This window comes from Nostoc sp. (genome assembly GCF_036917555.1).
Lineage (GTDB): Bacteria > Cyanobacteriota > Cyanobacteriia > Cyanobacteriales > Nostocaceae > Nostoc.
Map to the genome: position 1 here is coordinate 54179 of NZ_JBALDD010000032.1, position 20841 is coordinate 75019.

Sequence of the window (20841 nt, forward strand, 5' to 3'; positions counted from 1 at the left end):
TTGCAGTTTCTGTCTCTAAATGATACATCTGGTTTACGGACAAATTATCTTTATTGACAATCACATTGCTTAATCAGGTTGTGATGAGTTAGGTTGACAGTTATTTAATGGATGTATTTTATTTTAACGCATTTCCTCAATTGACGAAATACTGAATTGGCGAGTAAAAACTATGGAACTAATACTAATATTGATCTTTATTTATGCCCAATGCCTAATCCCATAATTTTTTTAGGAAATTATAACATTGGCAATTTGGATGCTATATTAGTAAGTCTAGTAGTGTGTGTACATAATTAATCATCGTATTTTTGGAATTGACTGTGGCGAATACAAAGTCTGCTCTCAAGCGTGCCCAAATCGCAGAACGTAACCGACTGCGTAATAAAGCTTACAAATCAGCAGTCAAGACGCTGATGAAGAAATACCTCTTAGCTGTAGCTGCTTATACAGCTAATCCTACCCCAGAATTAAAACAAGAAGCGCAGGCTCGGTTATCCGAGGCTTACGGGAAAATTGATAAGGCGATCAAACGAGGTGTTCTTCACCCAAACAATGGGGCAAGAAAAAAGTCAAGATTGGCTCACAGACTAAAACCCGTGACACAAACAGCTGAGTAGTCGTTGGTCATTTGTCCTTAGTCATTGGTAACAAAACAAACGATAATTCACGAAGGACAAACAACAAAGGACAAAAGATGCAACTAATAGACACTCATGTACATCTTAACTTTGATAGTTTCCAGCCGGATTTAGCGACAGTGCGATCGCGGTGGCAAGAAGCAGGTGTAGTGCGTTTAGTGCATTCCTGTGTTCACCCAGAGGAGTTTTCCAGTATTCAATCCATAGCCCAAGAGTTTCCCGAAATTAGTTTTGCTGTAGGATTACATCCTTTAGATGCCGATAAATGGAATAGCGAAACAGCCGAGAAAATCAAAACTTTAGCGAGTTCTGACTCAAATGTGGTAGCAATTGGGGAAATGGGGCTGGATTTTTACAAAGCTGATAACTATGAGCAACAGTATATGGTGTTCGAGTCCCAGTTGGCGATCGCATCTGAACTAAACTTACCAGTGATTATCCACTGCCGTGATGCTGCCGTGGCAACCAGAGACGTGTTGCAAAAATGGCAGCAACTCAAAGGAGAAAGAGTACGGGGTGTAATGCATTGCTGGGGAGGAACACCTGAAGAAACTCAATGGTTTCTCGATTTAGGCTTCTATATAAGCTTTAGCGGTACGGTAACGTTCAAAAATGCCAAAGCAATCCAATCCTCAGCTGCAATGGTAAGTAGCGATCGCCTACTGATTGAAACAGACTGCCCATTTCTCGCTCCAGTTCCGAAACGGGGCGAGAGGCGCAACGAGCCTGCCTACGTGTTTTATGTAGCCGAGCAAGTAGCTAAACTGCGTCAGGAAACGGTAGAGGCGATCGCCCATCAAACCACACAAAATGCCTGTGAATTATTCAGTCTGTCAATATCAAGTGTGTCCTAGTATATTTTGTTAAGTTGTGTTAAAAAAATAAAACTATAGGGGGACAAAAATATGCTAATATTATTCCCTCAAAAACACTTTGCTTGCGCCATAATAATAAAGGAAGGTGCATAAAACTTTTCATCTTAATTTTCCATCATACTATTATGGCTTGCCCATCCTCAAAATCTCTACAAGCGGATGCTCTCCACGCATAGACTAACCGTACCAACCTAAATTGAGCTAGACTTTTGCATAACATCGGTTTAGTGTGTATTGAACCTATTCAAAATCGTTAAACAAAAATTGCCTTGTGAGTATAATCCAGCAAAATGAAGTGATTCTGATTCAAAATCGACAAGGTGCAGAGCGTTCCCTCAGTCTTAGGATATCTAAGATATCACTGAGAGTATCAACAGCGGGGTGGATTTAACAACACACTGTGTAGAGCTGCGTCAGCGAATTAACGCGCTTTTTGGAGGGGAAGTGAAGAAAGTAAATCAAATTCAGGAATATTTTAACTGGATATTCTTTTTGAAATGGGCATTGGAAAGCCAGTGCGTTGGGCGTCTTTGCCGACTTGTACCCTTGCGAGGAAGTAAGCTACGTGTAGCGTCTGCGATAGGAGAAGCAACTGGCGTCATTGAACATGAGATGCAGGGGGAAAATACTTTCAGCAAGTTTTTACCTGCTCCCATAGTACTGAGTACCCATTACTTAGTCCCTATTAGGGGTGATTGCTCCCTTGTCAAAATTGCTCATTCCAACCAGATTTAATTGCTGCGGTCTACACCTATAAATCACAAGTGTGTAAGAAAAAGTTCCCAAACAGCTAAGGACACTGGCTAGCAGTGGGAAGCATCAAACAGCAGTGTCCAAGGGAAAATTGTACCAGGTTGACAAAGGAAGAGGCATGACTAAAGAAACATATATGGAACCCGCCTTTCTGTTGCCCGACTTGATTGAAATCCAGCGGTCAAGCTTTCGCTGGTTTTTAGAAGAAGGGCTGATAGAAGAACTGAACTCCTTTAGTCCTATTACAGATTATACGGGTAAATTAGAACTGCACTTTTTGGGTCATAACTACAAACTCAAGGAGCCGAAGTACAGCGTCGAAGAAGCCAAACGGCGGGATAGTACTTATGCTGTCCAAATGTATGTTCCCACACGTCTAATTAATAAAGAAACTGGGGAAATCAAAGAGCAAGAGGTATTCATTGGGGATTTGCCTTTGATGACTGATCGCGGCACATTTATTATTAACGGAGCCGAGCGGGTAATTGTCAACCAAATAGTGCGATCGCCAGGAGTCTATTACAAATCAGAAATCGACAAAAACGGGCGACGTACTTATTCAGCTAGCTTAATTCCCAACCGGGGAGCATGGCTGAAATTTGAAACAGACCGTAACGATTTGGTATGGGTACGCATCGACAAAACCCGCAAACTCTCAGCGCAGGTACTCCTAAAAGCTTTAGGTTTGTCAGACAACGAAATCTTTGACGCCTTACGCCACCCCGAATATTTCCAAAAAACCATTGAAAAAGAAGGGCAATTTTCTGAAGAAGAAGCCCTAATGGAGTTATATCGGAAACTGCGTCCTGGTGAACCACCTACAGTCTTAGGTGGACAACAACTCCTAGACTCCCGTTTCTTTGACCCGAAACGTTATGACCTTGGCCGCGTCGGACGTTACAAGCTCAATAAAAAATTGCGTCTTTCTGTCCCAGACACAATGCGTGTGTTGACTGCTGGGGATATCTTGGCAGCCGTGGATTACCTGATCAACCTAGAATATGACATTGGTAATATTGACGACATTGACCATCTAGGCAACCGTCGGGTGAGAAGCGTCGGTGAATTGCTGCAAAACCAAGTGCGGGTGGGCTTAAATCGTCTAGAAAGAATAATTCGGGAACGGATGACAGTATCTGATGCCGAAGTGCTGACTCCTGCTTCCTTGGTGAACCCCAAACCACTGGTAGCAGCAATTAAAGAATTTTTTGGTTCCAGCCAGTTAAGTCAGTTCATGGATCAAACCAATCCTCTGGCGGAACTGACCCACAAACGCCGTCTGAGTGCCCTTGGTCCTGGTGGTTTAACCCGTGAACGCGCTGGATTTGCCGTGCGAGATATACATCCTAGTCACTATGGACGTATTTGCCCCATTGAGACACCAGAAGGCCCCAACGCTGGATTGATTGGCTCCTTAGCAACCCATGCACGGGTAAACCTGTACGGCTTCTTAGAAACACCATTTAGACCTGTAGAAAATGGGCGAGTCAGATTTGATCTGCCTCCAGCCTATATGACAGCCGATGAAGAAGACGACCTACGGGTTGCTCCTGGAGATATTCCTGTAGATGAAACTGGGCACATTATTGGACCACAAGTGCCAGTCCGCTATCGCCAAGAATTTTCCACCACAACACCAGAACAGGTTGACTACGTAGCAGTGTCTCCCGTACAGATTGTGTCGGTAGCAACCAGCATGATTCCTTTCTTGGAGCATGATGACGCTAACCGAGCGCTGATGGGATCGAACATGCAACGACAAGCAGTACCCCTGCTCAAACCAGAACGTCCTCTGGTAGGTACAGGTTTGGAAGCGCAAGGAGCAAGAGACTCCGGGATGGTGGTTGTATCGCGTACCGATGGTGATGTCACTTATGTGGATGCTACAGAAATTCGCGTCCGTCCTAAACCTAATACCCCAGAAATTAAGTACACCCTTTCCAAGTACCAACGTTCCAACCAAGACACCTGTTTAAATCAGAAACCTCTCGTCCGCATTGGTGAACGGGTTGTTGCTGGTCAGGTGTTGGCTGATGGCTCCTCCACCGAAGGCGGTGAATTGGCGCTAGGACAAAATATCGTCGTTGCCTATATGCCTTGGGAAGGCTACAACTACGAAGACGCGATTTTAATCTCTGAAAGACTGGTGCAGGATGATGTCTACACCTCAATTCATATTGAAAAATATGAAATTGAAGCCAGACAAACCAAACTGGGGCCAGAAGAAATCACCAGAGAAATTCCCAACGTCGGGGAAGATGCATTGCGTCAGTTGGATGAACAAGGAATCATTCGCATTGGGGCGTGGGTAGAAGCTGGTGATATCTTGGTAGGAAAAGTCACACCAAAAGGTGAATCTGACCAACCCCCAGAAGAAAAACTGTTGCGGGCCATATTCGGTGAGAAAGCGCGGGATGTGCGGGATAATTCCCTGCGAGTACCAAATGGTGAAAAAGGTCGGGTAGTTGATGTGCGCTTGTTTACTCGTGAACAAGGCGATGAACTACCACCAGGAGCCAATATGGTAGTCCGGGTATATGTTGCTCAAAAACGCAAAATCCAAGTTGGTGACAAAATGGCAGGACGCCACGGTAATAAAGGGATTATTTCTCGAATATTACCAGCAGAAGATATGCCTTATTTGCCCGATGGTTCACCAGTGGACATTGTACTTAACCCCTTGGGTGTACCCAGTCGGATGAACGTCGGACAAGTATTTGAATGTCTCTTGGGTTGGGCTGGTCAAACCTTGGGAGTACGATTTAAGATTACTCCCTTTGATGAAATGTACGGTGAAGAGTCATCTCGGCGAATCGTGCATGGCAAATTGCAAGAAGCACGGGACGAAACAGGGAAAGACTGGGTATATAACCCAGATAACCCAGGCAAAATCATGGTGTATGACGGTCGTACAGGCGAACCCTTTGACCGAGCAATTACCATCGGTGTGGCTTATATGCTGAAACTGGTGCATTTGGTGGATGATAAGATCCACGCCCGTTCTACAGGCCCATACTCACTGGTGACTCAGCAACCCTTGGGTGGTAAAGCACAACAAGGTGGTCAGAGGTTTGGGGAAATGGAAGTGTGGGCATTGGAAGCCTTTGGTGCAGCTTACACCTTACAGGAATTGCTCACAGTTAAATCTGACGATATGCAAGGACGGAATGAAGCGTTAAATGCGATCGTTAAAGGTAAGGCAATTCCTCGACCTGGAACCCCAGAGTCCTTTAAGGTGCTAATGCGCGAGTTGCAATCATTGGGGTTAGACATTGCCGTACACAAGGTAGAAACCCAAGCAGATGGTAGTTCCCTGGATGTGGAAGTAGATTTGATGGCAGACCAATCAGCCCGTCGCACACCTCCTCGACCTACTTATGAATCTCTTTCCCGCGAATCGCTGGATGATGACGAATAGAGATTAGGGAATAGGGCATGGGGCATAGCGCATAGGGAATGCGAAAAATGCCCAATGCCCAATACCCCGTTCCCAATGTTGTAAAACTAAATAAACTCAAAACTCATAACTCATAATTCGGAACTCAGCATTTAAGTATGAGACCTGCCCAAACTAATCAGTTTGACTACGTAAAAATCGGCTTGGCTTCCCCCGAACGCATTCGGCAGTGGGGCGAGAGAACATTGCCCAATGGTCAAGTAGTCGGTGAAGTTACCAAGCCAGAAACAATTAACTACCGAACTCTCAAGCCAGAGATGGATGGCTTATTTTGTGAGCGCATCTTTGGCCCCGCAAAAGATTGGGAATGCCATTGTGGTAAGTATAAAAGAGTCCGTCACAGAGGTATTGTCTGTGAGCGCTGTGGGGTAGAAGTCACCGAGTCACGGGTGCGTCGTCACCGCATGGGCTACATTAAACTCGCTGCACCAGTAGCTCACGTTTGGTATCTCAAAGGCATTCCTAGCTATATTTCCATCCTGTTAGATATGCCCTTACGGGATGTCGAGCAGATTGTCTATTTCAACTCTTATGTTGTCCTAAGTCCAGGTAATGCCGAAACTTTAACTTACAAACAGCTACTAAGTGAAGACCAGTGGTTGGAAATAGAAGACCAAATTTATAGCGAAGATTCTCAGCTGCAAGGCGTAGAGGTAGGTATTGGTGCTGAAGCACTATTGCGCTTACTTGCCGATATCAATTTAGAACAAGAAGCAGAAAGCCTGCGGGAAGAAATTGGTAACGCCAAGGGACAAAAGCGGGCCAAGTTAATTAAGCGACTGCGAGTGATTGACAACTTCATCGCTACTGGCTCCAAACCAGAGTGGATGGTAATGGCAGTCATTCCCGTGATTCCTCCTGACTTGCGCCCAATGGTGCAGCTAGATGGCGGACGCTTTGCCACCAGCGATTTGAATGATTTGTATCGGCGCGTAATTAACCGCAACAATCGTTTGGCACGCTTGCAAGAAATTTTGGCACCAGAGATTATTGTGCGGAACGAAAAGCGGATGCTGCAAGAAGCAGTGGATGCTTTGATTGACAATGGTCGTCGGGGACGCACTGTGGTAGGGGCAAATAACCGACCACTGAAATCTTTGTCCGACATTATTGAGGGTAAGCAAGGACGTTTCCGACAAAACTTGTTAGGTAAACGGGTTGACTACTCTGGACGTTCGGTAATTGTTGTCGGGCCAAAGCTGAAAATTCACCAGTGCGGTTTGCCTAGAGAAATGGCAATTGAGCTATTTCAACCATTTGTGATTAACCGCCTGATTCGTAGCGGCATGGTAAATAATATCAAAGCTGCGAAAAAGCTGATATCACGTAATGATCCCAGTGTTTGGGATGTGTTGGAAGAGGTGATTGAAGGACACCCAGTGATGCTGAACAGGGCGCCAACATTGCACCGCTTGGGGATTCAGTCTTTTGAACCGATTTTAGTAGAAGGTCGAGCGATTCAACTTCATCCTCTCGTGTGTCCAGCGTTTAACGCCGACTTTGACGGCGACCAAATGGCGGTACACGTCCCGCTGTCGTTAGAAAGTCAGGCTGAAGCGCGGTTATTGATGTTGGCTTCTAACAATATTTTGTCACCAGCCACAGGTAAACCCATTATCACGCCTAGCCAAGACATGGTGTTGGGGGCGTATTACTTAACAGCAGAAAATCCCGGTGCAACAAAAGGCGCAGGAAAGTACTTTTCTTCGCTAGAGGACGTAATTATGGCTTTCCAGCAAGAGCAAATTGACTTGCACGCCTATATCTATGTGCGGTTTGACGGTGAAATAGAATCAGACCAACCGGATATAGAACCCGTGAAAGTGACAGAAAACGAGGATGGTACCCGCACATTACTTTATAAGTTCCGTCGAGTCAGACAAGACGCTAAAGGCAATGTACTTTCTCAGTATATATATACCACTCCCGGTCGCGTTATTTACAATAATGCTATTCAGGAAGCACTAGCAAGTTAATTCGTAATTTCTAATGACGCTCTCTACGAGACGCTAAAAGCGTAGCTTGCTTCTCTGTAAGAGTACGCAGACTCGCTAACGTAATTCGTAATTGAAGAATTAATTACGAATTACGAACTACGAATTACGAATTATTAATTATTGATGACTCAGGACTAATGACTAATGACTAACGAAAAAATGATTTTTCGCAATCGGGTGGTTGATAAAGGTCAGCTGAGAAATTTAATCTCTTGGGCCTTTACATATTATGGTACGGCGCGAACCGCAGTAATGGCGGACAAACTGAAAGATTTAGGATTTCGCTACGCTACCAAAGCAGGGGTTTCCATCAGTGTAGATGACTTGATGGTGCCACCAACTAAGCGATTGCTCTTAGAAGCAGCCGAAGAAGAAATTCGCGCCACTGAAACCCGTTACCAACGGGGAGAAATCACGGAAGTAGAACGCTTTCAAAAGGTAATCGATACCTGGAACGGTACTAGTGAAGCTTTGAAAGATGAAGTAGTCGTTCACTTCAAGAAGACTAATCCCCTAAACTCCGTATATATGATGGCATTCTCAGGTGCACGGGGTAACATCTCTCAAGTGCGGCAATTGGTGGGGATGCGGGGACTGATGGCAGATCCTCAAGGGGAAATTATTGATTTGCCCATCAAAACCAACTTCCGTGAAGGACTGACAGTGACGGAATACATTATTTCGTCTTACGGTGCTAGAAAAGGATTGGTGGATACTGCGTTGCGAACGGCCGACTCTGGTTATCTCACCCGCCGTTTGGTGGACGTATCCCAGGATGTAATTATTCGGGAATTTGACTGTGGCACTACCAGAGGTCTTAGCATTCAACCAATGACAGAAGGGGCCAAAACCTTGATTCCTCTAGCAACTCGCTTGATGGGACGGGTAATTGGTGAAGATGTGGTGCATCCGGTGACAAAAGAAGTGATTGCAGCACGTAATAGCCCAATTTCTGAGGATTTGGCGAAGAAAATTGAAAAATCTGGGGTGGGAGAAGTTGTGGTGCGATCGCCCCTAACTTGTGAAGCTGCACGTTCTGTCTGTCAACACTGCTACGGCTGGAGTTTAGCCCACGCTAAGATGGTGGACTTGGGCGAAGCTGTGGGGATTATTGCTGCTCAAAGTATCGGTGAACCTGGTACTCAGTTAACCATGCGGACATTCCACACGGGTGGGGTGTTTACTGGGGAAGTGGCGCAACAAGTTCGTTCTAAAATTGATGGGACTGTCAAACTTCCTCGTAAACTGAAAACCAGAACATATCGTACCCGCCACGGGGAAGATGCCCTCTATGTTGAGGCTAATGGCATCATGCTTTTGGAGCCAACAAAAGTAGGTGATGTTACTCCAGAGAACCAAGAGGTTCATCTTACCCAAGGTTCAACACTATATGTATTTGATGGAAATAAGGTAAAACAAGGTCAGTTGTTGGCAGAGGTTGCCCTTGGTGGACGCACAACTCGGACTAATACAGAAAAAGCCGTTAAAGATGTTGCTTCTGACTTGGCAGGGGAAGTGCAATTTGCCGAAGTAGTTCCAGAACAAAAAACTGACCGTCAGGGTAATACCACAACCACAGCCGCACGCGGTGGCTTGATTTGGATTTTGTCTGGGGAAGTTTACAACTTACCGCCCGGTGCAGAATTGGTAGTGAAAAATGGTGATGCGATCGCTTCTAATGGAGTTTTAGCAGAAACCAAGTTAGCCAGTTTGCACGGCGGTGTGGTGCGCTTGCCAGAAGCTACCCCAGGTAAAAGTACCAGGGAAATTGAGATTATCACCGCTTCTGTGGTCTTAGACCAGGCAACGGTGACAGTTCAAAGTTCCCAGGGTCGTAATAACTACTTAGTCTCCACGGGCAACAACCAGGTATTTAACCTCAGGGCTACACCAGGCACAAAAGTGCAAAATGGTCAAGTAGTAGCTGAGTTAATTGATGACCGCTATCGCACAACCACTGGTGGATTCCTAAAATTCGCGGGTGTCGAAGTCCAGAAAAAAGGTAAAGCCAAGCTGGGTTATGAAGTCGTGCAGGGCGGTACCTTATTGTGGATTCCTGAAGAAAGCCACGAAGTTAATAAAGATATCTCCTTACTGTTGGTGGAAGACGGTCAGTTTGTCGAAGCTGGCACCGAAGTCGTGAAAGATATTTTCTGCCAAAACAGTGGTGTGGTAGAAGTGACACAGAAAAACGACATCCTGCGGGAAGTGGTCGTGAAGCCAGGGGAACTGCTGATGGTGGACGATCCCGAATCAGTTATCGGGCGAGATAACACCTTTATCCAACCAGGTGAGGAATTCCAAGGCAACGCCGCCACGGAATTGCGTTATATCCAGTATGTCGAGACACCAGAAGGGCCAGCCCTGTTAAGTCGTCCAGTAGTTGAGTTTGCCGTCCCAGATAATCCAGATGTGCCATCAACGACATCGGTAAGTCAACAAACTGGGCGATCGATTCAATTAAGAGCGGTACAGCGACTACCTTATAAAGATTCAGAACGCGTCAAATCTGTTGAAGGTGTGGAACTGCTGCGAACCCAGCTAGTGCTGGAAATTGAGCAAGAAGGGGAACAAGACCATAATGCCTCACCCCTTGCAGCAGATATTGAATTAGTAGAGGATACCGAAGACCCAGAAGTTCAACGTTTACAACTGGTAATTTTGGAATCCTTGGTAATTCGTCGAGATATTACCGCCGATGCCACCCAAGGTAGCACCCAGACGACACTTGAGGTACACGATGGGCTAACCATCGCCCCAGGTTCTGTAGTCGCACGTACCCAAATCTTGTGTAAAGAAGGGGGGGAAGTGCGGGGTGTCCAAAAAGGAACCGAAAACGTGCGCCGCTGTTTAGTGTTGCGTGACGTTGACAGGCTCACCATTAATACTAGTACCCAACCCAAGGTAAAAGTGGGTGACTTGCTAGTAGAAGGTACAGAAGTTGCTCCTGGAGTTTTTGCCCCAGAATCAGGACAGGTAGTGGATGTTAAAAGTGCCACTGCTGCATCTGGTGGGGAATCAGCTTTGAGTACTAAAAACTTCGTTATTACTACCCGTATCGGTCGCCCTTATCGAGTCAGCCCTGGTGCTGTTTTGCAGATAGAAGACGGCGATTTGGTGCAACGGGGTGATAACTTGGTGTTGCTGGTGTTTGAACGCGCCAAAACCGGAGATATCATTCAAGGTTTGCCCCGCATTGAGGAACTACTTGAAGCTCGTAAACCGAAAGAAGCGTGCATCTTATGTCGGCGGGGCGGAGAAGTTAAGGTAGTTTATGGTGATGGTGATGAAGCGATCGCTATTAAGGTCGTAGAATCAAATGGCGTGGTGACAGATTATCCTCTGGGGCCAGGACAAAACTTGATTGTGCCAGATGGCTCAATGGTATTAGCGGGACAACCGTTAACTGATGGCCCATCTAATCCCCACGAAATTTTGGAAATCTTCTTTAGCCTGGGTTCCGAAGATGGAATCTATGCTTGTGCTAGCCTTGCTTTACAGAAGGTACAGACATTCTTGGTGAATGAAGTACAAATGGTGTATCAGTCTCAAGGGATTGATATTTCCGATAAGCACATTGAAGTGATTGTTCGCCAGATGACCAACAAAGTCAGGATTGATGATGGTGGTGATACCACAATGCTCCCCGGCGAATTGGTGGAACTGCGCCAAGTCGAGCAGGTGAACGAAGCTATGGCAATTACAGGCGGTGCGAGGGCACAGTATACCCCAGTATTGTTGGGGATCACCAAAGCATCGTTGAACACCGACAGCTTTATTTCCGCCGCTTCCTTCCAAGAGACAACACGGGTACTTACCGAAGCCGCTATCGAAGGCAAATCTGACTGGCTGCGCGGATTAAAGGAAAACGTGATTATCGGGCGATTGATTCCGGCTGGTACTGGATACAATACCTATGAAGAACCAGGAGCGATCGATGACTATGCTGCTGAAATTACCAGTAGTGTGTTAGATGAAGTTGATGATCCCCTAGATATGGTCTTAGATGATCGCACAGCTCGCACCTATAATTTAGATTCTCCTACTCTTGGGGAATCTGGCTTTGGCAGCAGACGTGCAGAAAGGTCAATTCTAGATGAAGAAGATGAATTAATTGCTGACGAAGTAGTAGACGACGATGATTACGAAGAAGAAGAAGACGACGAAGATGATTTCGACGACGAATAGAGACTTGAAATTTCGCGTCTAAAAGGTAAAAGGTAATATCGAGTCTGCTCAATTACCAATAACTAAAGTACCTCACCTGTGCTAGCGTGCCCTTTGCCAAGGGGCACGCTAGCTTCCGTTTTACCCCTAGCGAGCAAGTCGTGATATCATGTTCGGATAATCACTTATTATAAAAGTAGGGATGAAAACGATGAACTATGCCAAAACGAATTAGTATAACCATGCATTTAGATATTGCTGAGTTAGAACAGCTTTACCGTCAGGCCAAAGACGGAATAGAAAGTCGTCAATACCAGATTATATGGTTACTAGCGCAAGGAAAAAAGACCCAAGAAGTAGAAAAAGTCACAGGCTACAGCAGAACATGGATCTACGCATTAGTTAAACGGTATAACGAGTTGGGTATAAGTGGAATTGGCGATCGCCGCCTTTCAAATCAAGGAGCAAAGGCCTTAATAGACGACATTTACCAAGCGCATCTGTGGCAAGCTTTACAAGAAAACGCACCAGATGGGGGACTTTGGAATGGACGAAAAGTTGCGGATTGGTTAAGTGAAGTCACTGAAACAAAGATTAGTAGATACAGGGGATGGGAGATATTACGGCAGATGACTTTTAGACTACGAGTACCCCGTCCGTCTCACACAGAAAGCGATCCTTTTGAGCAAGAAGCCTGGAAAAAAAACTAGCTACAGAAGTTGAAGAATTCCAAAGTGCTTATCCGGAGGCTGAATTTCAGTTGTGGTGCGAAGATGAACATCGCTTAGGGCTAAAACCAATTCTGAGGCGAGTTTACGTACATGAGGGAGAAACACCAATTGCCAACGTTAATTGGAGATTTAAATGGCTATGGTTGTATGCATTTGTACATCCCAAAACCGGGGAAACTTATTGGTGGATTTTACCATACGTCAATACTGAACTGTTTAATCAAGTTTTAGCTGACTTTGCTCATGAATTTAAATTAGGTGCTAAAAAACACATTCTTCTAGCTGTTGACCGCGCTGGCTGGCATATTAGCCATAATTTAAAAATTCCTGAAGGGTTACATTTAACATTTTTGCCCTCTCATTCACCTGAATTACAACCTGCTGAAAGATTGTAGACAATGGTAGACGAACCAATTGCTAATCAATCGTTTGACACCCTAAATGATTTGGAGGAAGTTTTATTTCATCGCTGTCAATCTTTACTTCAACAGCAAGATTTGATTCAAGGGTTAACTGGTTTTCACTGGTGGATTCAAATCGGGGCTTAATCGTAAGTGATTTACCGAACATGATATGATATTTAATTAAAATAAGCGATCGCAATCAGTAAAGTGAAATTTTCTCTTTCACAGAGTCTAGTCATCTAAATCGCTTAAAATCTTATATTTAGTCCTTTTGAGAAGATTTTAGCTATTAGCTTTAGAATTTATTCCCAACCAGGAGAGCAATGAAATGAGTAATTGAAAAAATGTTGGTAGTGACAAGCTTTAAAAAAGACGGAATTAAGCATTAGCTGTTATTTTGGATTTCGTCTAACTTGGCACGCACTGCCTGGATATCCTGCCACATCAACCATTTCGGCGCACCTCTTTCCTTAGAAGGGTTACGCAGCAAGTAGGAAGGATGAAAAATTGGCATACATAAACGCCCTTCCCACTCTAGCCACTGTCCGCGAATTTTCGTAATTCCCCGCTTATCGCCAGTGATACCTTTGACAGCAGTCGCACCCGTTAACAGAATTATTTTGGGGTCAACTAAGCGAATTTGTTCTAGTAGGTAGGGTAGACATGCTGCCACTTCTACAGGAGTGGGAACTCTATTATCTGGTGGGCGACATTTATTGATATTGGCAATATATACATCATGCTCAGTAGTCAGATTCACTGATGCCAAAATTTTCTCCAGCAATTGTCCCGATCTGCCTACAAATGGTAAACCCGTTTCATCTTCATTTTGACCTGGCGCTTCTCCCACAACCATAATTGGTGCTTTAAGATTGCCACGTCCGACAACAGCATGAGTACGAGTGTCTCCCAACGCACAACGGTGACAGCGATCGCAATCTTGTGTCAACTCCGTTATGTCAGAATAAGTTCCGGGAGCGATCGGAATTTTCACGTCTGTAGGAATCAGTTCTCGTTGATTAAAGGTTGAGTCGTCGAAGAGGCTGAGTTGGTTTTCGCTGCTCATGAAAATCAGGATTTTGGCATCAGCGCTAGCTGTTATATCTGAAGTTAAATAGCCCTCTGGCTGGATATTGTTCAGAACAATAAACTTTTGCTGAATACTTAATTATTTATACAAATCTTATTGTACCAGTTAATTTGAGACAAAATTCAGTCATCATAAAAGCAGTGCCGTCCTAAGATGCTGGGGAAAACCATGTCATATACCCCACTTTTCGCCGATCGTACCCATGCAGGTGAGTTATTGGCGCAAGCAATTCATGATGTTTTGACTCAGCAAACTATTGATTCTGGGGTAAAGCCTGTACCAATTATTTATGCTTTGCCAAGAGGGGGTGTACCAGTAGCAGCACCAATAGCACGTCTTTTAGATTGTCCGTTGACAATTATTGTGGCAAAAAAGATTAGCCATCCAGAAAACCCAGAGTTAGCAATTGGTGCAGTGACTACTTCGGGAAATGTTCTTTGGGCCGATCAAAAGCTATTTCGCCCTAAACATGATGTGCAGTGGCGAGAAGTGGCTTTAAATAAAGCGATCAAGCAAGCTAAGTCTCTTGAGGCTCAATTAATTCCTGCTTGTCCGCAGGTGAATGCAGAGAATGCTACGCTGATCTTAGTTGATGATGGCATTGCTACAGGTATGACAATAGCGGTAGCAGCAACTGCTATGAGAGCGCTTTCTCCAGCAGCAGTTTGGCTATGTACTCCATTAGCGCCACAAAAATTGCTACCTTGGTTAGAACAGTGGGGCGATCGCACAATAGTCTTGGAAACACCCAAACCCTTCTGGAGTGTGAGTAATTTTTACGCAGAATTTCCCCAAGTAGATACATTAGAAGTTCTCGTATATCTCCAACAACAAAAGACAATGGGGGGAATTGATCTGTGCGAGTAATTATAGAATTGTTTTCCAATCTTACTTTTTAACTATTTGAAGATGTTCCCTGCTCGTATTGCATAGCTTTGGCATAATCACCCAAGGCTTTATAAGCGTCTTTCAGACGAGTCAGAACTTCTTCTTCACTACGCCGATCTTTCATATTCCTAGCTAACAGCAAACGTTCTTCATAATATGTAATTGCTTTTTTATAGTCACCTAAAGCTTCACAAGCAACTACTAAATTACCTAAAGACTGTTCTTCGATACGCTTGTCTTGAATTTCTTTGGCTAATTGCAACCGATCCTCATAATACTTAATGGCTTTAGTATAATCACTTAAAGCATAACAAGCATTGCCCAGATTCTTTAGCACCTGAGAAGCACTGCGAACATTTTTTAAGGAGCGTGATAGTACTACACATTGCTCATAATAGGCGATCGCTTTTGGGTAATTGTTCAAAGCATACCAAGCATTACCCAAATTCTTGAGTACCTGTTCTTCGCCCCAATGATCTTTGAGTTCCCGCACAATCTCCAGACTTTGCTGCTGATATTGAATGGCTTGTGTAAACTTGCCTAAAGCTTTATACACCAATCCCAAATTATTCAGTGCTGCCACTTGACTGCGTTTGTCTTGCAGTTGCTGCGTTATTTTCAAACATTTTTCTAGAAACTCAATAGCCTTATTATGGTCATTTAGGTGGCGGTATGCATTGCCTAAATGGGAAAGAGCTTGCATCTGCAATGCTAAATCTGAGGTGTTATTGAGCAAAGACAAACACTGTTGGGAGTAAGATATAGCACCTTTGTAGTCTCCAGAACTGTAAGTTAACAATCCTAAAAAAGAAAGTACCTGTGCCTGTTTTTCTAAATCGCCAACCGCCTGAAACAGCCCCAAGGATTGCTGTAAAGACTTCATAGCCGTTATTAATTCGCCAGCTTGCTGCTGTTGAATTCCTTGTCGTAGTAGCTTTGACGCTTCTAACAAATGGTCATCACTTTCTTGTGGAGGTATTATTTCTGCTTGTGAACCAGAGTCAAATTCATGGGTAATGGTATTACGCTTCACTGGTTTTAGGTATGTTATGGGTAATTGCAAGGGAACTGTATTTTTCAATCTGATTATTCCATTCGCCTTTAGACATCAACTCCTTCCTGTGAAGTCTGGTGCTAAATCTAGTGTTCCCAAAACCAGGGTGCATCTTTCATCAGTCTGGTTTACCACAGGATAAGTTTAGGAGAAGTGAGAGTTTATATAGCGATCGCTATCAAATCGTTAATCGAGACTTTTAGATTACCACTCATGAAGAGTAATAACTCTGTAGCAGTCTTAGAGCGTTTGCGATCGTCTGTATTTCTTATCTATTCGTGTTCTCTACGTCTGGAATAGTTCGATTAAAAAACTATTTTTTACAAGATTATTTAACAGTTTTATTATCAATATCTGCCCTGTATGTATGGTGCAGGATATTCCGTACCTCCATTAAAATTTTTCCTAGCATATTTTTACCACTCCCATCGGCTCCACAACCCCAGAAAAAATCGATAGGCGAGTTTTCAACAATATCTGCATTGTTTGTAGAAAGTAAGATATTTCTAATATCTGTATGAGTTTGAAATTTACACAGCACAGCTTGCCGCATGATGTCGTCTTTAACTTGTTCCTAATTTTGACGTAGGGGACGAGTTCTCTCACGCCCCATTCTTGCCGTATCTTTAGGTGTTTTAACTAGGCGTATTTGTTCTACATGAGGTGTAGCCACAAACTTTTGCACTTGAAAGTAGTGTTCGCTAGTTGACCAATATAATCGATCTAACTCAAAGCTGTAAGGTGAAAAGTTAGAGAAACAAGCATATTCTTCACAAGTGCTATAAAAGTAGATTGTCATAAATTTAATATAACTTGAGGTTACTGAATTTATGAGTTTTTTATAAAACAGATGACTTATTTTCTGTTGATTCAATAAATGCCTCAAACTGACCATTAGGAGTCCATTGAATAGCCCCATCTCGTCCCGTAAAGAACAGTTTAGTTTGGCTTTGATTCAGTTCAGATAAAGTTTTTGGATCAAAGTTGGCAGAAGAAGCGATCGCTACTTGTGGTTGCAGAGCAATAACTAAATCTTTCAATGACTCAGGGGCACACCAAAGCACTTGTGGGCGAGTCAAACTTCCATTTTTAACTAGTTGTTGTACCTCTTTAGACTTAACATTACCTACTAGTAACCAATTTTGATCTAAAATTTGTAATTGTAAAATCGGTAATTGATCATTGATTAATTGCGCTACTATCGAACCAGCTTTCACAGCTTGACCAATTGCCAAAGGTTGATAAATTCCTTGATGTTTTTGTAGTTCCTGTTGAATTGCCTGAGTTGTAATGGAATTATCTGTTTGTGGTGAATATTCATAAAATTTATTGATTGGTAAACGTTGCATTAATTCAAACCAAGCATTACTTTGATTACCTTGGAAATCAGTTGCGATCGCCCAATTTATTTGATTTATACCCTGCTGTTGTAAAAACGGTAAAATTGTAAAACGTCCTGTACCTTCATCACCACTATTAATTACAGTTACAGTACCTCGATCTTGAACAACTACAATTGGTTCTGTACCAGATTCTAAGACCGTTATTCTAAACAATGTATTTTTAGAATGCCAAAGGGGGATGAATACTAAAGCAATCGCAATCATATTAGCAAACCACCATCGCCTTTGCCACCAATGCACTAGCCAGACCAATATAATTAGTATATAAATCGCCAAAAGCTGCCAAGTAGATATGCTGCCCACCACAACAGAATTTCCGGGTAACTTGCTAAAAAATTCCACTAGTTTAATTAACCAATCAGTAGGATAATGTAATACCCCGGCTAGAAAGCTTCCTGCTTCAATCCAAACTAAACCTACTAACGCACTGATGATTCCTCCTATACTAATGATCGAAATTAATGGAGTACTAACCACATTCAACAACAGACTATAAGATGGTACAACTCCAAAGACAAAAAGTTGCACAGGTAAAGTCCAAATAGTGGCAGCTAGGGGAACAGCAATCAAAGCAGCGATCGCAGGTGGTAGCCATGCTAGGCGATTGACTAATGCGGGTACTGTTACAACTAATCCTAGTGTTGCTAAAAAACTCAATTGAAAACCTAAATCCCAAATCCATAGAGGATTAAACACTAATAGCAGAGTTGCTGCTAATAGTAACGATCCGAACTGTTTTACCTTCCTTTTTAATAGCAGACCAACTAATGCCGCAAAACCCATAATCACGGCTCTGAGAACCGCAGGTTGAAACCCTGTTAAACTCAGAAAAATGATTAAAGCCAAAAACCCAAGGGTAAATTGCGTTCCTTTTCTTGCTCGCCTTGTTAATTGTAAAATCACACTCAAAATCAAAGAAGTTTGGAACCCAGAAGCTGCTAAAGCATGAGCTAATCCAGCTTGTACAAATAAGTCGCGGATATCATAGGGTAAATCAACAGCTTTGCTGCCTAAAACCATTGCGCTGACAAGAGGCCCTTCAGGAATACCCAACCAACGAACTTGCGATCGCACAATTCGCTCCCGAATTTGCCACCATCCCCATTTACGTTCCGGCTCCAAAACATTTATTTGTCGCCCAATCAAACCAGCAAACGTTCCTTCCTGCTTGAGAAACTTCTGAAAATCGAAACCACCAGGATTGGAAGCCGCCTTTGGTTTGTACAAAATCCCAGTCACAGCAATTTGTTGACTAGGGTATAACCCAGTAGCCTGAAGTATAGGGACTGTCACATACAATTTGCCTGTAACCCCTTGTGGGACACCTGCTGAACTTTTATTATTTTTAACTTCATCTAACTGAGTCGTTTCCAGCCAAAATTGTCCTCGCTGACTGCGAGTTAAGCGGGGATTACTTGCCACTTCGCCGCGTACAATCACAAGTTGTTCTTGATTGCTGCTATTTCCAGGCGGGACAAACTGACTAATATCTTTTACACCCGGTTGTGGCATTCGCCATTGAAAATATAAAGTTGCCAATAATCCCACCAAGCCAGCAGCTAGCCATATTCGAGGATGGGGAGTAGTTTGCCAAATATTAGGCACTGCCTTATTTTTGCTTCCAGCATTTTCTGGTTTCTGAGCAAATTGCTGTAATATGGTGCGTCTTCTAAAAAGAATTGCTCCCACTATCCCCAGAACCAAAATCCCCACACCACCCCAAGGAACTGCTGTAAACAGCAACCCAAAAATGTAGCCAAGACAAATAATTACACCACTGGTTTGAATCATAAGATTTTTTGTAAAAGCACCCGGCAATCCGAATTTGCAGATGGTTTAAATATAGATAGCGCAGCAATAAAGAAAAATCGGCGTTGCTGAATTTGGTTATGAAATTCAAAAATCAAATATTCCAAACTCTTATTATCTGTGCTTGAAGCACCTCTGCGTGAGCTTTTTATCTCTTTAAATCAGCAACAGCGAAAAGTTTTTATGCTTGTGGTGAGTATAGTCCATCAAGTTTATATAAACAAAGCCCGCACAGGCGGGCTTTATTCTTGTAGCTTTAATGTTCTAGATACAATATTTAACCGTATTTCTGTCCTTTAGCAAAAGCCACATCAAAAAAATATACCTAGCTTAAACCTCAGCACCACAAGGATAAACAGAACGTAAAATCGTAGTGAATTAAATTTGCCACGACTCTGGTATCTTTGCCTTTACTTTGGGTTCCTCTGGCTTTAAAAACGCTATTATTTTACACAAAACTGTACTTAGTTCGTGTGTAGCCGCACCCTTTAGGATATTGGGCTTCCTGTTGAACTCACAGTATCTTTGAGTAACGGAAAACCCAACTTCTCCCTTTGCTCAATATATAAATGAGCTATCTTCCTAGCCAAATGCCGAATCCTGGCAATATAGCGAGTTCTCTCCGTCACCGAAATCACACCTCTAGCATCCAGCAGATTGAATGTATGCGAACACTTCATTACATAATCTAAGCTAGGCAATACTAATCCTCGCTTCGTCAATTGGGTAGCTTCCTGCTCATACAAATTAAATAATGTCAGTAGCAACTCAGGATTTGACGCTTCAAAGTTGTATGTGCATTGCTCAATCTCACTTTGCAAGAAAACATCGCCATAAGTAATGTTGTCTGTCCACTGGATCTTAGTAAATGCTTCTACTTGCTGGAGATACATTGTCAGCCGCTCTAACCCATAAGTAATCTCAATCGACACCGGACGGCAATCAATTCCTCCACACTGTTGGAAGTAGGTAAATTGAGTAACTTCCATCCCATCTAACCATACTTCCCATCCAGTGCCCCAAGCTCCCACAGTTGCATCTTCCCAGTTATCCTCTACAAACCGAATATCGTGGTCTTGAGGACGAATACCTAAAGCCCTTAACGAATCAAGATAAATCTCTTGAATATTATCTGGTGATGGCTTAATCAGAACTTGGTACTGATAATAGTGTTGGAAGCGGTTAGGATTTTCGCCGTAGCGTCCATCAGTAGGACGACGACAAGGCTCAACGTAAGCAACAGCCCAAGGTTCCGGCCCCAATGCTCTTAAAAAAGTCTGGGGATTCTTAGTACCAGCTCCCTTTTCAATATCGTAGGGCTGGGCAATAAGACAACCGCGATCGCCCCAGAAATGATGCAATAAACTTATTACTGACTGAAAATTCACGCTTGTTCCATCCTTAGTCAACACAGTGCATAAACAATTGTTGCCTATAACCCGGCACTGTGGGCAGTTTCAGGAGACTCAAAAGCTATCCAAAATTATTTGGGAAAAAATAGTTGACACAATGAATCAGGTTCGCTATATTGAATAAGTGCCTGAAGCCGACCGCAAAAGAGCGAGGATTTAG

11 protein-coding genes and 2 pseudogenes are annotated in these 20841 nt (G+C 43.4%); 8 read left to right on the forward strand and 5 right to left on the reverse strand.

The genetic code is table 11. The features are described from left to right. Window positions 1-323 precede the first annotated feature (323 nt). From rpsT to V7K60_RS14025, 7 genes and pseudogenes are all read left to right on the forward strand, one after another. Window positions 324-620: a 30S ribosomal protein S20 gene (rpsT, locus tag V7K60_RS13995; protein ID WP_334926381.1), complete on the forward strand. Its 297-nt coding sequence runs from the start codon at window positions 324-326 to the stop codon at window positions 618-620. Window positions 621-697: 77 nt separating this feature from the next. Further along, a complete protein-coding gene (locus tag V7K60_RS14000; protein ID WP_334926383.1) occupies window positions 698-1495 on the forward strand; it encodes a TatD family hydrolase in 798 nt (265 codons plus the stop codon). Between the two features lie 465 nt (window positions 1496-1960). Then, the gene (locus V7K60_RS14005; protein WP_334926385.1) at window positions 1961-2251 is read left to right on the forward strand and encodes a hypothetical protein; all 291 of its coding nucleotides are present in this window, start codon (window positions 1961-1963) and stop codon (window positions 2249-2251) included. 136 nt (window positions 2252-2387) lie between these two features. Next, a complete protein-coding gene (gene rpoB / locus V7K60_RS14010; protein WP_334926387.1) occupies window positions 2388-5687 on the forward strand; it encodes a DNA-directed RNA polymerase subunit beta in 3300 nt (1099 codons plus the stop codon). A 137-nt stretch (window positions 5688-5824) separates the two neighbouring features. Next, entirely contained in the window at window positions 5825-7702 is a 1878-nt protein-coding gene (locus V7K60_RS14015; RefSeq protein WP_334926389.1) for a DNA-directed RNA polymerase subunit gamma, read from the forward strand. Window positions 7703-7867: 165 nt separating this feature from the next. After that, window positions 7868-11911: a DNA-directed RNA polymerase subunit beta'' gene (locus V7K60_RS14020; RefSeq protein ID WP_334926391.1), complete on the forward strand. Its 4044-nt coding sequence runs from the start codon at window positions 7868-7870 to the stop codon at window positions 11909-11911. Between the two features lie 197 nt (window positions 11912-12108). Beyond that, window positions 12109-13169, forward strand: a pseudogene (locus V7K60_RS14025) (IS630 family transposase). Between the two features lie 241 nt (window positions 13170-13410). Here V7K60_RS14025 and V7K60_RS14030 read toward each other — a convergent pair. Next, window positions 13411-14091: a uracil-DNA glycosylase gene (locus V7K60_RS14030; protein ID WP_334926393.1), complete on the reverse strand. Its 681-nt coding sequence runs from the start codon at window positions 14089-14091 to the stop codon at window positions 13411-13413. Between the two features lie 192 nt (window positions 14092-14283). On the opposite strand from V7K60_RS14030, the gene V7K60_RS14035 reads away from it, so the two are divergent. Next, on the forward strand, window positions 14284-14982 hold the full coding sequence (locus tag V7K60_RS14035) for a phosphoribosyltransferase (protein WP_334926395.1): 699 nt from the start codon (window positions 14284-14286) through the stop codon (window positions 14980-14982). Window positions 14983-15010: 28 nt separating this feature from the next. On the opposite strand, the gene V7K60_RS14040 is transcribed toward V7K60_RS14035, so the two are convergent. The 4 genes and pseudogenes from V7K60_RS14040 to glyQ all read right to left on the reverse strand — a co-directional run bounded on the left by V7K60_RS14040 (window position 15011) and on the right by glyQ (window position 20657). Beyond that, window positions 15011-16084 carry a tetratricopeptide repeat protein gene (locus tag V7K60_RS14040; RefSeq protein ID WP_334926397.1) on the reverse strand — a complete coding sequence of 358 codons (1074 nt, stop codon included), beginning with the start codon at window positions 16082-16084 and terminating at the stop codon, window positions 15011-15013. Window positions 16085-16385: 301 nt separating this feature from the next. Beyond that, window positions 16386-16856 (reverse strand): annotated as a pseudogene (locus tag V7K60_RS14045) (NADAR family protein). Window positions 16857-16896: 40 nt separating this feature from the next. Then, window positions 16897-19251, reverse strand: coding sequence for a ComEC/Rec2 family competence protein (locus V7K60_RS14050; RefSeq protein ID WP_334926399.1), 2355 nt, complete (start codon window positions 19249-19251; stop codon window positions 16897-16899). A 506-nt stretch (window positions 19252-19757) separates the two neighbouring features. Next, complete coding sequence (glyQ, locus tag V7K60_RS14055; RefSeq protein WP_334926401.1) at window positions 19758-20657, reverse strand: glycine--tRNA ligase subunit alpha; 900 nt, start codon at window positions 20655-20657, stop codon at window positions 19758-19760. Window positions 20658-20841 lie beyond the last annotated feature (184 nt).

What these genes read in the sequence shown, in the direction of transcription:
- V7K60_RS14000 (WP_334926383.1), top strand. Translation starts at nt 698, where the DNA reads ATGCAACTAATAGACACTCATGTACATCTTAACTTTGATAGTTTCCAG.
- rpoB (WP_334926387.1), top strand. Translation starts at nt 2,388, where the DNA reads ATGACTAAAGAAACATATATGGAACCCGCCTTTCTGTTGCCCGACTTG.
- V7K60_RS14015 (WP_334926389.1), top strand. Translation starts at nt 5,825, where the DNA reads ATGAGACCTGCCCAAACTAATCAGTTTGACTACGTAAAAATCGGCTTG.
- V7K60_RS14020 (WP_334926391.1), top strand. Translation starts at nt 7,868, where the DNA reads ATGACTAACGAAAAAATGATTTTTCGCAATCGGGTGGTTGATAAAGGT.
- V7K60_RS14030 (WP_334926393.1), bottom strand. Translation starts at nt 14,091, where the DNA reads ATGAGCAGCGAAAACCAACTCAGCCTCTTCGACGACTCAACCTTTAAT.
- V7K60_RS14035 (WP_334926395.1), top strand. Translation starts at nt 14,284, where the DNA reads ATGTCATATACCCCACTTTTCGCCGATCGTACCCATGCAGGTGAGTTA.
- V7K60_RS14050 (WP_334926399.1), bottom strand. Translation starts at nt 19,251, where the DNA reads ATGATTCAAACCAGTGGTGTAATTATTTGTCTTGGCTACATTTTTGGG.